General features: G+C 30.5%; 12 protein-coding genes. 9 read left to right on the forward strand and 3 right to left on the reverse strand.

Annotated elements, in window-relative coordinates; genetic code table 11:
- The first annotated feature begins 1 nt into the window (after position 1).
- Together secA and HNP67_RS03510 are read left to right on the forward strand one after the other, a co-directional pair.
- Positions 2 to 2,701, forward strand: coding sequence for a preprotein translocase subunit SecA (secA, locus tag HNP67_RS03505; RefSeq protein WP_184124974.1), 2,700 nt, complete (start codon positions 2 to 4; stop codon positions 2,699 to 2,701).
- A 14-nt stretch (positions 2,702 to 2,715) separates the two neighbouring features.
- Positions 2,716 to 3,327: a superoxide dismutase gene (locus tag HNP67_RS03510; protein WP_184124976.1), complete on the forward strand. Its 612-nt coding sequence runs from the start codon at positions 2,716 to 2,718 to the stop codon at positions 3,325 to 3,327.
- A gap of 1 nt (position 3,328) precedes the next feature.
- Here the strand turns inward: HNP67_RS03510 and nagB are convergent, their stop codons facing one another.
- Positions 3,329 to 4,135, reverse strand: coding sequence for a glucosamine-6-phosphate deaminase (gene nagB / locus HNP67_RS03515; RefSeq protein WP_184124978.1), 807 nt, complete (start codon positions 4,133 to 4,135; stop codon positions 3,329 to 3,331).
- Between the two features lie 27 nt (positions 4,136 to 4,162).
- Positions 4,163 to 5,368, reverse strand: coding sequence for an N-acetylglucosamine-6-phosphate deacetylase (gene nagA, locus HNP67_RS03520; RefSeq protein ID WP_184124980.1), 1,206 nt, complete (start codon positions 5,366 to 5,368; stop codon positions 4,163 to 4,165).
- A gap of 175 nt (positions 5,369 to 5,543) precedes the next feature.
- Here nagA and fliD point away from each other — a divergent pair, with 175 nt between their 5' ends.
- The 5 genes from fliD to HNP67_RS03545 all read left to right on the forward strand — a co-directional run bounded on the left by fliD (position 5,544) and on the right by HNP67_RS03545 (position 11,751).
- Positions 5,544 to 7,541, forward strand: a complete 1,998-nt coding sequence (gene fliD, locus HNP67_RS03525; protein ID WP_184124982.1) for a flagellar filament capping protein FliD — start codon at positions 5,544 to 5,546, stop codon at positions 7,539 to 7,541.
- 125 nt (positions 7,542 to 7,666) lie between these two features.
- Positions 7,667 to 8,677 (forward strand): flagellin FlaB, encoded by a 1,011-nt coding sequence (gene flaB / locus HNP67_RS03530; protein WP_002661938.1) that lies wholly within the window; start codon positions 7,667 to 7,669, stop codon positions 8,675 to 8,677.
- 159 nt (positions 8,678 to 8,836) lie between these two features.
- Positions 8,837 to 9,955 (forward strand): ATP-binding cassette domain-containing protein, encoded by a 1,119-nt coding sequence (locus HNP67_RS03535; RefSeq protein ID WP_184124983.1) that lies wholly within the window; start codon positions 8,837 to 8,839, stop codon positions 9,953 to 9,955.
- 6 nt (positions 9,956 to 9,961) lie between these two features.
- Positions 9,962 to 10,861, forward strand: coding sequence for an ABC transporter permease (locus HNP67_RS03540; RefSeq protein ID WP_184124985.1), 900 nt, complete (start codon positions 9,962 to 9,964; stop codon positions 10,859 to 10,861).
- Between the two features lie 14 nt (positions 10,862 to 10,875).
- Complete coding sequence (locus HNP67_RS03545) at positions 10,876 to 11,751, forward strand: glycine betaine ABC transporter substrate-binding protein (protein ID WP_184124987.1); 876 nt, start codon at positions 10,876 to 10,878, stop codon at positions 11,749 to 11,751.
- Here HNP67_RS03545 and yidD read toward each other — a convergent pair.
- On the reverse strand, positions 11,740 to 12,030 hold the full coding sequence (yidD, locus tag HNP67_RS03550) for a membrane protein insertion efficiency factor YidD (RefSeq protein WP_184124989.1): 291 nt from the start codon (positions 12,028 to 12,030) through the stop codon (positions 11,740 to 11,742). The genes HNP67_RS03545 and yidD overlap by 12 nt on opposite strands.
- A gap of 127 nt (positions 12,031 to 12,157) precedes the next feature.
- On the opposite strand from yidD, the gene HNP67_RS03555 reads away from it, so the two are divergent.
- Together HNP67_RS03555 and HNP67_RS03560 are read left to right on the forward strand one after the other, a co-directional pair.
- Positions 12,158 to 13,393: a TolC family protein gene (locus HNP67_RS03555; protein ID WP_184124991.1), complete on the forward strand. Its 1,236-nt coding sequence runs from the start codon at positions 12,158 to 12,160 to the stop codon at positions 13,391 to 13,393.
- 11 nt (positions 13,394 to 13,404) lie between these two features.
- Positions 13,405 to 14,352, forward strand: coding sequence for an efflux RND transporter periplasmic adaptor subunit (locus HNP67_RS03560; RefSeq protein WP_184124993.1), 948 nt, complete (start codon positions 13,405 to 13,407; stop codon positions 14,350 to 14,352).
- Position 14,353 lies beyond the last annotated feature (1 nt).

The following is a 14,353-nucleotide window of genomic DNA, read 5'->3' on the forward strand; positions in this document are numbered from 1 at the left end:
CATGTTAAAAGCAGTACTTGAGACAACTATTGGCTCAAAAAGTAAAAGAGATTTAAAAGATTATCTTCCAACTTTAAGAAATATTAATAAGCTTGAGCGTTGGGCATTATTGTTGGCAGATGAAGATTTTTCAAAGGAAACAGAAAAGCTTAAAGATGAATTAAAATCGGGCAATTCTTTAGAGAATATTTTGGAGCGAGCTTTTACTTTGTCTAGAGAAGCTGCTAGAAGGCGTCTTAAAGAAAGACCTTATGATGTGCAAATCATTGCCGGACTTGCTCTTCACAAAGGCAAAATAATAGAGATGAAAACAGGGGAAGGAAAAACTCTCTCCTCAGTTCAAGCAGCGTATTTAAATAGTTTGACAGGAGATGGGGTTATTATTGTTACTGTTAATGACTATCTTGCAGAGCGTGATTCTAATTGGATGAAGCCGGTTTTTGATCTTTTGGGTGTTAGCGTGGGGGTTGTTCTATCTAATATGGATTATGAGCTAAGAAAGGCTCAATATGCCAAAGATATTACTTATGTTACAAATAATGAACTTGGATTTGATTACCTAAGAGATAATATGCGTTATGACCTGAATGAAAAATCTTTAAGAAAGTTTAATTACTGTATTATTGATGAGATTGATTCTATTTTGATCGATGAGGCAAGAACCCCTTTAATTATTTCAGGGCCTACTGAAGGCAACACCAATGCTTATCTTGAAGTTAATTCTCTTGTATCTTTTTTAAAAGAGTGCTCCAAAGATTCTAAAACAGGTGATTATCCTTTAGAAATAGATGACCTTGATGGTGATTATACCATTGATGAAAAAGCCAAAAGAATTTCTTTTACTGCTAAGGGGCTTAATAACCTTGAGCAGCTTTTAGTTTCTAAGGGCATTATTAGTGGGTCTATGTATACTGATTCAAATTTTAATTATGTTCATTACATGACTCAAGCCTTAAAAGCACATTTACTTTTTTTAAAAAATAGAGAATATATTGTTGGTGATTCTGGGGTTGAGATTGTAGATGAATTTACCGGGAGAGTTTTAACAGGGCGAAGATATTCTGATGGGCTTCATCAGGCTATTGAGGCTAAAGAAGGAGTTAGAGTTGCTAATGAAAATAAAACTATGGCAACTATTACTTTTCAAAATCTATTTAGAATGTTTGATAAAATTTCTGGTATGACAGGTACAGCTGATACAGAAGCTAAGGAATTTCATAAAATATATAATCTTGATGTAGTTGTAGTTCCAACAAATAGATTGTTAGCACGAATAGATGAGAATGATACTATTTATTATACGGAAGAATTTAAATTTAATGCGATTACAGATGAAGTTTATAAAACTTACAAAAAGGGACAACCGGTTTTAGTGGGAACTGTTTCTATTGAAAAATCTGAGATTTTATCAGCCATGTTTAAAAGTAGGGGGATTAAGCATGAAGTTCTTAATGCAAAAAATCATTCTCGAGAAGCATTTATTATTGCTGAGGCTGGAGCAAAACATGCGGTTACAATAGCAACAAATATGGCTGGTCGTGGTACGGATATTAAACTTGGGGGCAATATTGAACACAGAGTTAGAAAAAAAATCGGAACTAATGTAAGTCTTGAAGAATTTCAAGAGGCTGTTAAAAATGAGAGAGAAAATTACCTAAAAGATTATAATGAGGTTAAAAGTCTTGGTGGGCTATATGTTATTGGTAGTGAACGTCACGAATCAAGGCGAATAGACAATCAGCTTCGTGGGCGTAGTGGAAGACAGGGTGATCCTGGGCGCTCAAGATTTTATGTGTCGCTTGAGGATGATTTAATGCGTCTTTTTGCTGGAGACAACCTAAGATCATTAATGGGCAAGCTTGGAATGGCAACAGGAGAGCCTATTACACATTCTCTTTTAACCAAATCTTTGATTAATGCTCAAAAACGAGTAGAAGACAGAAATTTTGAAATTAGAAAGCATTTATTAGAGTATGACGATGTTATTACAAAGCAAAGAGATTTTATTTATGCCCAGAGAAACTCTATTCTTAAAGATACAGCCATTAAGGATCGTATTCTTGTTGCTTTAGAAGAATATCTTAGTTTTTTACTTGAAGGGACAAAAAGCAGTACAGTTTCAAATGTTTTTTTAAATGAAGTAAATTCAATTTTTGCCTATATGCTTGAGAGTCTTGGCCCTATTGAAAATATTAATTCTCTTGATTTAAAGGCTAAGCTAATGCAAATAGCAAAGGCAAATTTAGATGAAAAGGAAAATTTGATTGGTAGGGATCTTTTTAATGGATTTTTAAGATATGAATATTTGAAAAATATTGATTTTAAATTTCAAGAACATCTTGCAAATTTAGATTCTTTAAGAGAGGCTGTTTATTTAAGATCTTATGCTAATAAAAATCCAATTACAGAATACAAAGAAGAGGGATTTTCAATATTTAGCGAACTTATTAAAGACATTAAAGTTTCTACTATAAGGCGTGTTCTTCAGTTAAAATTAGATAGCAATTCTTCCGATTTTAAGTCAACAAAGAAATCTAGGAATGTTAAGTCAATTCATAAAGAACTTTCTGAAATTGTTATTAATGAGAATAAAAGAGATTCTAATGTTCAAGTGGTTAGAAGTTTTCCTAAAATAGGTAGAAATGAGGCTTGTTATTGTGGAAGTGGGAAGAAATACAAAAATTGTCATGGCAAAAGTTAAAAAGGAGGTTTTTTATGTTTAAGCTGCCAGAACTTGGTTATGATTATGATGCTGTTGAGCCTTATATTGATGCTAAAACTATGGAAATTCACCATAGCAAGCATCATAATGGTTTTGTAATGAATTTGAATTCCATTTTGGAAAAAATGGGGAAAATTCATTTAACAGATGTATCAAGCATATTAAAAAATATTCATGATTTTCCAGAAGAATTTCAAACTTTAATAAGAAATAATGCTGGAGGTTATTCTAACCATACTTTATATTTTAGAACTTTAAGGCCAGGAAACAAGGATAATCTTTTTGAAAAGTTTAAAGACGATATTAATGCGGCTTTTGGAAGCTTAGATGTTCTTAAGGCTGATTTGAAAGATACTGCGATGAAAATTTTTGGAAGTGGTTGGGCGTGGTTAGTATTGTGTCCTGATAGTGGGCTTAAAGTGATTTCAATGCCTAATCAGGATAGTCCTTTAATGAAGTCTTATAAGCCAATTTTAGGTATTGATGTTTGGGAGCATGCCTATTATCTTAAATATCAAAATAGAAGAATTGAATATGTTGATGCATTTTTAAAGGCTTTAAATTGGGAAGAAGTTTCAAAAATTTACAATGAAGTTAACAATTAGTTTATTTTAATTCATTATTAAAGTTTTCTCTTTCTATGTCATTAAAGTATTCTAATGTTCCAACTTTTAATTCATAAGTTGCATTTTTGTCAGATACTATAATTGCGTTTTTATGTAATTGAAGCGTGCTAATTGTCCACATATGGTTAATGCCTTTTTCAATAGCATGCTTTAGTGCTCTTGATTTGCTATGTCCGCTTACTATTATTAAAATTTCTTGTGAATCCATAATTGTTCCAACTCCAACGGTTAGTGCACTTTTGGGAACTTTTTTCAGATTGCCTTCAAAAAATCTTGAATTAGCAATGATTGTATCTTGGGTTAAAGTTTTAATTCTTGTTCTTGATGTTAAGGATGAGCCCGGTTCGTTAAAAGCAATGTGACCATCAGGTCCGATTCCACCTACAAAAAGCATGATCCCCCCGAAAGATTTGATTTTTTTTTCATATTCTTCACATTCTTTTTCAAGATTTAAAGCATTTCCATTTAGTATATTTATGTTTTCTTTTTTAATATCAATGTGAGAAAAAAAATTTTTCCACATAAATGAATGGTAGCTTTGAGGATGATTTTTTTCAATTCCTATATATTCATCCATGTTAAAAGTTATGACATTTTGAAATGAAATTTTTTTATCTTTATTTAATTCAATTAAATTCTTATACATGCCAATTGGAGAGCTTCCTGTTGGAAGTCCAAGGATAAACGGTGTTTCTTTCGTTGGGGAAAATTCTTTAATTTTTTGTGCTACGTGATTGGCTGCCCACTTTGATACGTCTTCATATGTAGGCCTGACTATTAATCTCATTTTGATCTCCTTAAAATGGCTTAAAAGCTATAGATTGTTAAAAATTATTTTAGATTCTATCATTGTTAACTTTAGATTAAAATCTTTATCTAAGACATTGATGTTTGCATCATATCCATGGCATATTAATCCCTTTTTATCAATGTTTAGGATTCTTGTTGGATTGTAGGAGCTTGCTTGAACAGCGTCGCTTAAGCTATATCCGAATTCTACTAAATTTTTAAGACCTTGTATCATTGTTAGTGTTGATCCAGCTATTGTGTTGCTTTTCACGCTATGGAATAATCCATCTTCTGCAATATAAACTTCATCTCCGTTTGCAATTAGTTTTCCACAAGTTTGACAATTTGGAGTAAGTCCGTCAGTTACAAGCACTATTTTACTTATATCTTTAAGCTTTCTAAGCATTAAAACTAATTTTGGGTGTATATGGTGGCCATCTGCAATAATTTCACAAGAAACATCACCATGTATTAATACTGCTCCTATTGCATTTGGATTTCTGTGGTCAAGTTTTGACATTGCGTTGAAAAAATGGGTTGTGTGAAGTATCCCAACTTGAAATCCTTCTATCATATTCTCATATGTTGCATTTGTATGTCCTGCTTGAAGGTTTATATTGTTTTCAAGGCAAAATATTGCAAGCTCTCTCATGCCCTTAAGCTCAGGGGCAACAGTCATTGTACTTATGTGTGTTTTTCTTTTACCGTTTGATCCTGTAAATACTCCACCAGCTGCATCTATTAGTTTTTGCATAACTTCAATACTAGGTTCATGAAGATGAGAAACAGGGTGCGCCCCTTTTTTTTCAGGAGAAAAAAAAGGTCCTTCAAGGTGAAGTCCCAGAATTTTGGCTCCCTTTTCTTTACCAATTGCTGCTGTGCAAGCTTTTATTGCTTCAACCATTTCGTCTATTGGTCTTGGATAAAGGGTTGGTAAAAATCCTACTACACCGTATTGTGCTAAATGTTCTGACATTTTAAGTATTGATTCTGTTGAACACTGGTCTGTTCCATGCCCGTGAAATCCATGAATATGATTGTCGTAAAGTCCAGGAGTTATATAATTGCCTTTTGTGTCAATCATTTGGTATTCTTTGAGATCCATTTTTTTAAGTCTATCAGATGTTACAATATCAAAAATTTTATCCTCTTTAATGAGAACCGCTGAATTATCGAGTTTATCATTACCAGTTAAAACGGATTTTGAGTTGAATAAGCAAAAATTTGGCATTTTTATGTTCCTTTTAATTTATTTTACTATAAACATTAATTTTTTTTAAAGTTTTTGCTTTTTATACTTTTTTATTTTAAATTGTTTAGATGCTTGAAGTTTATGTTTTTTTATTACATATTATGTTTTATTTTCAATTTTATTAATGATATAATTTATCCTGGAGGGCGTTATTTTGGCATCAGGATTTTTTGTTCCTGGACTTGAGAGCAAATATAATACTAAAGAAGTTCGTGAATCCATGCTTAAGTCCGATAAAGCTAAAATCGATTCTTCTTTCAAAAAACTTGAATCTTTAGAGCAAGAGAAAAGTGCTTGGCAGTTAATTAATAGAAAAATCTCCACTTTAAATTCTCTTGCAAAAGAAATTACATCGCTTAACAGTCCTTTTAATCTAATGTCAGGAAATTCTAGTAATAGTGAGGTTTTAACCTTGTCTACTAGATATGGATCTAAGAATGAGACTCACAAATTAATTGTTGATCAAATAGCATCAGCCGATGTGTTTTTGTCTGCAAATTTTGATCCTAAAAAAGTTACAATTCCAGAGGGAGATTATATATTTTTAGTTGGCAAGAAGGAAATTAATATAAAAAGTAATGGTAACATTGATTTACTTGTAAGGGATATTAATAATAAGGGAAAGGGCTTTTTATCTGCTAAAATAGTAAAAAGTGATAAAAGTGGAAATAGTCGTTTTGTTTTGCAATCCCTAAAAGAAGGCAAGGAAAACAAGCTTGTTATCAAAGGGGAGGGATTGTCTTTTGCTAAGCAAATTGGCATTTTAAGTGAACTTAAAACCAATTTTAATCCCAATCTTTCAGATATTGCTTTAAATCAATCTAGCAGTAACAATAGACTTGCTTTTGAGAATAATAGTCTTGTTTTAAATCCTCTTTCAGAAGTATCAATTAAAATTCCTGAAGACATTGAAATTACATCTAGGAGTAAAATTAAATTTGAGGTTAAGTATTTTGATACAGGTTTAGAAGAGTCTGATAGCAGGATTATTTTTAATCCCGGAGGGGCTACATTTAAGGATGCAAAGGTTGACAGTGAAGATAGTGTAGTTGATCTTGGATCTGATTTTAAAACTCCTTTGGAAAAAAAATATGTTCAAATGAATATGGTTAAAATATATAGTAAGGAGGGTTCTTTAGATCTTCCTTTAATAAATATTTCAAATAATTTTGAAGAAGTTGAAGTTGATGTTGGAGCTTTTTCTAATCTAGAAGAAATAAATATTGAAAATAAAGCAAATAATAAGGTAATTGTTATTAGTAATGTTGAAATTTTTGATCCAAAAAATAGAGATGGTCATTTACCAATAAATGCTAAAAGTTTTGCTGAGAATGCAAAAATTAAATTTGATGGAGTAGATGTTGAGAGAGATTCAAATGTTATTAACGATTTAGTTCCAAATGTGACATTAAGTTTAAAAAAAGCCTCAAGTGATATGGTTGAGGCTAAAGTTGAACCAGATTATGAGGGGATTAAGAGGGTTCTTTTGGATTTTATTGGTGCTTATAATGAGGTTCTTGCTGAGATTAATATTGTAAGCTCCAATGAAGATCAACCTGGCAATCAAAAGTCTAATATAGTTGAAGAGCTGACATATCTTAGTGATTCTCAAAAAGAAGAGGCATATAAAAATTTAGGTATTCTAAGGTCTGAATTTTTATTGAAAAATCTTAAGTCCAGACTAGAGTCAATAATTTTTAAGCCTTATGTTACTAGTGATCCCAATTTTTCAATAATTAATCAGATAGGAGTGTTTACTAATTCCATTTCTTCTTCTGGTGGACTTTCTAGATATTTAAGACTTGATGAGAAAAAGTTTGATGAATCAATTCATAATAACATTGATAATGTTAGAGAACTCTTTTTATTTGACCTTAATGGTGACAGAGTGTATGATAATGGAATTGCTAAAATGCTAGGAGATTGTCTGTCGCCCCTTGTAGCTTCCGGAGGAGTTATTTATAATAAATTAAAAAATTACGACTTGAAAATTTTTAATCAAAAAAATAAAGTTGAAGATTATAAAAAGAAGTACGAAGATAGAGAGAGAAAAGTAGAAGGTGAGCTTAATACCTTGGATTTTACTGTTAAGCGCATGAAAGATCAGGAAAATACATTAAGAGCTTTTGATTTTAACCAAAGAAATAAATAATAATAATAATTTTTAATGCTATTGCTGTCTGTGTTTCTTTTTTTTAAATTTTTGTGCTATTCTTTTTAACAGGCAAAAGGATTTGCCAAGAATAAATAACTAAATTTATCATGGAGGAATGATATATGATTATAAATCATAATACATCAGCTATTAATGCTTCAAGAAATAACGGTATTAATGCTGCTAATCTTAGCAAAACTCAAGAAAAGCTTTCTAGTGGGTACAGAATTAATCGAGCTTCTGATGATGCTGCTGGCATGGGAGTTTCTGGTAAGATTAATGCTCAAATAAGAGGCTTGTCACAAGCTTCTAGAAATACTTCAAAAGCCATTAATTTTATTCAGACAACAGAAGGGAATTTGAATGAAGTAGAAAAAGTTTTAGTAAGAATGAAAGAATTGGCAGTTCAATCAGGCAACGGCACATATTCAGATGCAGACAGAGGTTCTATACAAATTGAAATAGAGCAACTTACAGACGAAATTAATAGAATTGCTGATCAAGCTCAATATAACCAAATGCACATGTTGTCAAATAAATCTGCTTCTCAAAATGTAAGAACAGCTGAAGAGCTTGGAATGCAACCTGCAAAAATTAACACACCAGCATCACTTTCAGGGTCTCAGGCTTCTTGGACTTTAAGAGTTCATGTTGGAGCAAATCAAGATGAAGCTATTGCTGTAAATATTTATGCAGCCAATGTTGCAAATCTTTTCTCTGGTGAGGGAGCTCAAACTGCTCAGGCTGCACCTGTTCAAGAAGGTGTTCAACAAGAGGGAGCTCAACAGCCAGCGCCTGCTACAGCACCTTCTCAAGGCGGAGTTAATTCTCCTGTTAATGTTACAACCACAGTTGATGCTAATACATCACTTGCTAAAATAGAAAATGCTATTAGAATGATAAGTGATCAAAGGGCAAATTTAGGTGCTTTCCAAAATAGACTTGAATCTATAAAGAATAGTACTGAGTATGCAATTGAAAATCTAAAAGCATCTTATGCTCAAATAAAAGATGCTACAATGACAGATGAGGTTGTGGCAGCAACAACTAATAGTATTTTAACACAATCTGCAATGGCAATGATTGCACAGGCTAATCAAGTCCCTCAGTATGTTTTATCATTGCTTAGATAAGATTCTAATTTAATTGGTATAATTGGTACAAATTTTTAACAAAAGATCCTTTAAAGGGTCTTTTGTTTTTTATTTCAGATCGGCAAAAATTAAATAATTTTAGTATAATTTATAATGATGTGTTATAAAGTATAATGCAGGCTTATTAAGGAGTTTGCTTTGAGTAGGGTTACTGTTAAAATTAAAGATTGCTATAAAGTATTTTCATATTATGTTGACAAAAAGCGGATAAGTCAAGCTATAAAAGACTATGAAGATGGCAAAGATAGAATGCAAATCTATAAAGAATCTTCTATTTTTATTGCAAATGCCAATATTAATCTTGATGTTTATGAAAATGAAATTTTAGTTATTATGGGTATGTCAGGTTGTGGCAAGTCTACTTTAGTCAGGTGTTTAAATGGTATTTATAAAATAGATTCAGGATCTATTTTGGTAAATAATATGGAAATGAATGCTATAAATCGCAAAGATCTTTCTAATTTGAGAAAAGATAAATTTGCAATGGTTTTTCAAAACTTTGGGCTTTTCCCCCATATGAATGTATTGAGAAATGTTACTTATGGGCTTGAAGTTAAACATATTCCCAGGAAGATCAGAGAAGAGCGTGCTATTGAGGTATTAAACCTTGTAGGGCTTGAAGATTCAAAATATAAGTATATTAATGAGCTTTCTGGAGGAATGAAGCAAAGAGTTGGAATAGCAAGAGCATTAGTGGTTAATCCAGATATTCTTTTAATGGATGAAGCTTTTTCGGCACTTGATCCTTTAATTAAAGGAGAAATGCAGGAAGAACTTTTAAGGTTGGTAGCTAAACTTAAAAAAACAGTTGTGTTTATTACTCACGATTTAATTGAAGCTTTTAAATTGGGACATAGAATTGCTTTTATGAGAGATGGAAAAATTATTCAAGTTGGTAAACCTTTAGAAATTTTAGCTAATCCTAGTACAGATTTTATATCTGATTTTATTAAAAATTTACCTGTTTTAAATATTTTAAAAATAAAAGATATTTTAAAAGATGATTTTGATTTAAACTCTGGTAGTGATAATGGTTTAAATGTTATTATTAAATGTCAAGGTGAAAATTTTAGTTTGTATGACAAAGTTCTAAATAAAAGGTATGATAATCTTGTATCTTTAAATTTAGATCTAAATGATGAGATAAAAAAAATTGTTGAATATTTGAATAAGCAAGATTATTTAATAATAAAAGAAAAGGGAACTATTGTAGGCTATATTAGTTTAAATGAAATCTCCGATTTATTATCAAGATAGGAATTTATGAATAAAGATTTTTTTATATTAAAAATAGATAATTTTTTTGATTTTTTAGTTGATAATTTTTCAATTTCTGATGGGGTAGGTTTTTCCAAAAGTATAATTTTTTTATATGAAAATTTGAAAAATTTATTTCTTTTTGTTAATCCACTTTTTTTTATTTTGACTGTATGTTTGCTAAGTTTTGTTTTCTTAAAAAAGAGATTAATATTTTTAATTTTACCCGGATTCTTTTTTATTTTGTATTTTAATCTTTGGGAAGCTTCAATGGATACAATAGCTATTATATTTGTTTCTGTATTAGTTTCTGTTATTTTGGGAATTCCTATAGGTATTTTGGGGGGATATTTCCCAAAGTTTTATGTTTTTTTAAAACCCATTTTAGATTTAATGCAAGCCATGCCCCCTTTTATTTACTTGATTCCCGCTATTCCTTTTTTTGGAATGGGTACAGCTTCTGCTATTTTTGCTACAATAGTTTTTGCTATGCCTCCTGTTATTAGATATACAAGGCTTGGGATCGTTCAAGTTTCAGATGAAGTAATAGAGGCTGCGAAGTCTTTTGGTAGTAGTAATTTGCGCATTCTTTTTCAAGTTCAGCTTCCTCTTTCTCTTCAGAGTATAATTGAAGGTATTAATCAGTCAATAATGATGGCGATATCTATGATAGTAATTGCTGCAATGGTTGGATCGTCTGGTTTGGGTAGGACTGTAATTTACTCTATAGAAAGATTAAATTTTGGTGAGGGTTTAATATCTGGATTGGCAGTTGTTATTATAGCTATTATTTTAGATAGGATTATGCAATCTATTTTTATTAAATTTAGCTATTTAAACACAGATCATTATAGTGGAAAGAGAGAAAATAAATTTAAAAGATTTTTGGAAATATATAATAAATAAACGGAGATTATTTTATGAATAAATTATTAATTATCTTTTGTATTTTTCTAACTTTTTTGTCTTGTGATGAAAAAAAGAGTGCAAAGAATTTGAAATCGGTAAAAATTGGGTATGTGAATTGGGGCGGAGAAACAGCAGCTACAAATGTATTAAAGGTTGTTTTTGAAAAAATGGGCTATGATGCAGAAATATTTTCAGTTACTACATCTATAATGTATCAATACTTAGCATCTGGAAAGGTGGATGGCACGGTATCTTCTTGGGTTCCTACAGCCGACAAATTTTATTACGAAAAGCTAAAAACAAAATTTGTTGATCTTGGTGCAAATTATGAAGGAACCATTCAGGGTTTTGTGGTGCCAAGTTATGTTCCAATTTCTAGCATTAGTGAGCTTAAAGGTAAGGGTGCTAAGTTTAAAAACAAAATGATTGGCATAGATGCTGGTGCGGGAACTCAAATTGTTACAGAGCAAGCACTTGATTATTATGGATTAAGTAAAGAGTATGAGTTAGTTCCTTCAAGCGAGAGTGTTATGCTTACAAGCTTGGATTCTTCAATAAAGAGAAACGAGTGGATTTTGGTTCCTTTATGGAAGCCTCATTGGGCTTTTTCTAGGTATGATATTAAGTTTCTTGATGATCCTGATTTAATTATGGGGGGAATTGAGAGTGTGCATACTCTTGTTAGGCTTGGTCTTGAAAATGACGATCTTGATGCATATTATGTTTTTGATCATTTTTATTGGAGTGATGATTTGATATTGCCTTTAATGGATAGAAATGATAAAGAGCCAGGCAAAGAGTATCGTAATGCAGTTGAATTTGTTGAAAAGAATAAAGAAGTAGTAAAGACGTGGGTTCCAGAAAAATATAAGACTTTATTTGATTAATCTTTTTTTAAATTCTTTTAAAGATTTTGAAATAGGTTTGTATTTAGGAATAAAATCGTTTCCTCCTTTGAATAATGCGTTACATCTTATTATTCTTAATGTCATTAATATGAGGGCCGTTAAAAAGTTATATTTTTTAAGGCATTCAATTGAATATTTTGAGCAAGTAGGTTTGTATATGCATTGTAGCCCAAATATTTTGGATAAAGTATTTTGGTAAATTTTTATTAAAAAAATTAGAGTATAATTTAAGATAAATAAAATCTTGAAAATGTTCATACTTAGAATTGTATTATATTATAATAATTAATCAAATGGATTGAAAATATTAATTAAGTTTTATAACTTTAAAGTTTTGATTTTTATTATAAGGGGGCTTCAAATTAAAAAATTTTTTTTAATTTTTATGACCGTCTCTTTTTCTTTTGCTGAAATTATTCAAATATCACCCAAACAAGCTGTAAATATGGCCTTAGAAAATAGCTTGGATTCAGAAAATGCTTTATACAAAGAAAATATAAAAAAACTTTATAAAAATAATGCGTGGAATGTTTTTATTCCAAATGTTAACCTTAGCTCTACACTTAGTAGAAATTCTTCTGCTTTGAGTGAACTTGAGAGAGATTATTGGGGTTTTGGGTTTGGAGTTGGGATTAGTCTTGTTTTGTCTCCTTCTGTTTTAAAGAGAATGCAACTTGTTATGTTGGAGTATGAAAGTGCAAAAATAGAAAGAGAAAGCGCTGTTCGCAATATCAAGTTAAATGTTCTTAAGTCTTACAATCAATTGATAGCTTTAAAGGGTACTTTAAAAGTTTTTGAGAGTCAAATACAAAATAATAAACTTAAATTTGAACAAGCTAGAATTGCTTATAATAATGGACTAATATCAGAAATAGATTTCCTTGATGCACAGCTTAAGTATAAAAAATCTCAACCAGATTTGGATGGTCAAATTATTAATTTTGAAAAATCAAAAGAAATTTTCAAATTGTTAATAGGATTAGATCCAGATCAAGATTTTGAAATTATTGGAGAATTGCCAGATGAGACAATAGATTTTTCTTTATTTAATGAAGAGTTAAATTTCAATGAATCATTAGAGATTAAGGATTTGAATATGCGATTAAAAATGACAGAACAGCTTATTGGTTCGATTTGGCTGGATACTTATTTGCCAAGCCTTTCTTTGTCATTTTCTTATTCTCCTTATAAATCATTTCATGAAAATTCTAAAGGTTTTTCAACTGGGTTTTTAGCGTCCTTTAGTTTAAATTATGGTTTAACCGAAATATTTCCATTTTCAAAGAGTTTTACAAAAATTCAAGATAACAACTATCAGCTAAAAATATTACAAAACAATGTTGAAGGTAAAATTAGGAATTTAAAATCTAGTATTGTGCAAAAAAGAAAGGATATTAGAAGATATAAATCGATTCTTGATGCTTCTAAAATTAATGTAGAATTAGCGAATAAAAATTATCAAATGGCATTTAATGCTTTTAATTCCGGGGTCATGGATCTTTCTAAATTGAATGATATTGAGCTTGCTTATAAGCAGAGTGATTTGAAGTTTATTGAAGATAAATTAAATTATGCTAATTCTATACTTGAATATAAAAATTTAATAAATTCATTAGACTAAGAGGTATTTTGATGAATTTGATTTTTAATATTAACTTTTATTTAAAAAAATATTTTTTAGTTTTATTTTTAGTCTTAGTTTCTTGTGCGAGTAAGAACAAGCTGGTTGATACCAATAAGGAGAAAGAAGATCCTTATAGATTTCCAGTAATTGCCATGAAGGTTAAAAAGGGAATCTTAAGTGATTATTTGTCTTTAAATGGAGATATAGATACAAAAGTTAAGGCAGATATTTTTCCAGATGCTGTGGGCAAAATAACTTCTTTGAGAATAAAACTTGGAGCTTATGTTCAAAAGGGGCAAATAGTTGCAACTCTTGATCCTTCAAGGCCTGGTTCTGTATATTTAAAAAGTCCTGTAAGAGCGCCAATCTCAGGATATATTTTAAATATTACAAAAAAAATTGGTGAAACAGTTAATCCTCAGTCCAACATAGCAGTGGTAGGAAGAATAGATACAAAGCAAATTTTGACTTATGTTTCTGAGAAATACATTTCAAATATTAAAGTTGGAAATGATGCTATTATTGAGGTTGGAGCTTATCCTAATGAAAAGTTTAAAGCTAAAGTTTCAGAAATATCTCCTATTTTAGATTCTAAAAGCCGAACTATCGAAGTATATCTTACGCCTATTGGCAGCAATTTAGATAAACTGATTATCGGTATGTTTTCTAAAATCAAACTTATTACTAAACGCTTTAGAGATGTAATTAAGATTCCAAGAGAGGCTATTGTTGAGAGAGAGGGCAAGAAATTTGTATTTAAGCTTGATTTAGAGAGTAAAAGTGTTCAAATGTTACCCATTACGGAGCTTTTTGAAATAGACAACATTGTAGCTCTTTCGGGCGAGGTTGAAGAGGGTGATTTAATTGTAGTAGAAGGTATGTCTACTCTTTCTAATGGAACTCTAATAAATTTGGTAGATACCAAAGATGGTCTTTCAGCTGAAAGCAATATTTAAT

The organism is Borreliella californiensis, from assembly GCF_014205885.1.
Taxonomy (GTDB): domain Bacteria; phylum Spirochaetota; class Spirochaetia; order Borreliales; family Borreliaceae; genus Borreliella; species Borreliella californiensis.

What these genes read in the sequence shown, in the direction of transcription:
- flaB (WP_002661938.1), top strand. Translation starts at nt 7,667, where the DNA reads ATGATTATAAATCATAATACATCAGCTATTAATGCTTCAAGAAATAAC.
- nagB (WP_184124978.1), bottom strand. Translation starts at nt 4,135, where the DNA reads ATGAGATTAATAGTCAGGCCTACATATGAAGACGTATCAAAGTGGGCA.
- secA (WP_184124974.1), top strand. Translation starts at nt 2, where the DNA reads ATGTTAAAAGCAGTACTTGAGACAACTATTGGCTCAAAAAGTAAAAGA.
- HNP67_RS03540 (WP_184124985.1), top strand. Translation starts at nt 9,962, where the DNA reads ATGAATAAAGATTTTTTTATATTAAAAATAGATAATTTTTTTGATTTT.
- HNP67_RS03510 (WP_184124976.1), top strand. Translation starts at nt 2,716, where the DNA reads ATGTTTAAGCTGCCAGAACTTGGTTATGATTATGATGCTGTTGAGCCT.
- nagA (WP_184124980.1), bottom strand. Translation starts at nt 5,368, where the DNA reads ATGCCAAATTTTTGCTTATTCAACTCAAAATCCGTTTTAACTGGTAAT.
- HNP67_RS03545 (WP_184124987.1), top strand. Translation starts at nt 10,876, where the DNA reads ATGAATAAATTATTAATTATCTTTTGTATTTTTCTAACTTTTTTGTCT.
- HNP67_RS03555 (WP_184124991.1), top strand. Translation starts at nt 12,158, where the DNA reads ATGACCGTCTCTTTTTCTTTTGCTGAAATTATTCAAATATCACCCAAA.
- HNP67_RS03560 (WP_184124993.1), top strand. Translation starts at nt 13,405, where the DNA reads ATGAATTTGATTTTTAATATTAACTTTTATTTAAAAAAATATTTTTTA.
- yidD (WP_184124989.1), bottom strand. Translation starts at nt 12,030, where the DNA reads ATGAACATTTTCAAGATTTTATTTATCTTAAATTATACTCTAATTTTT.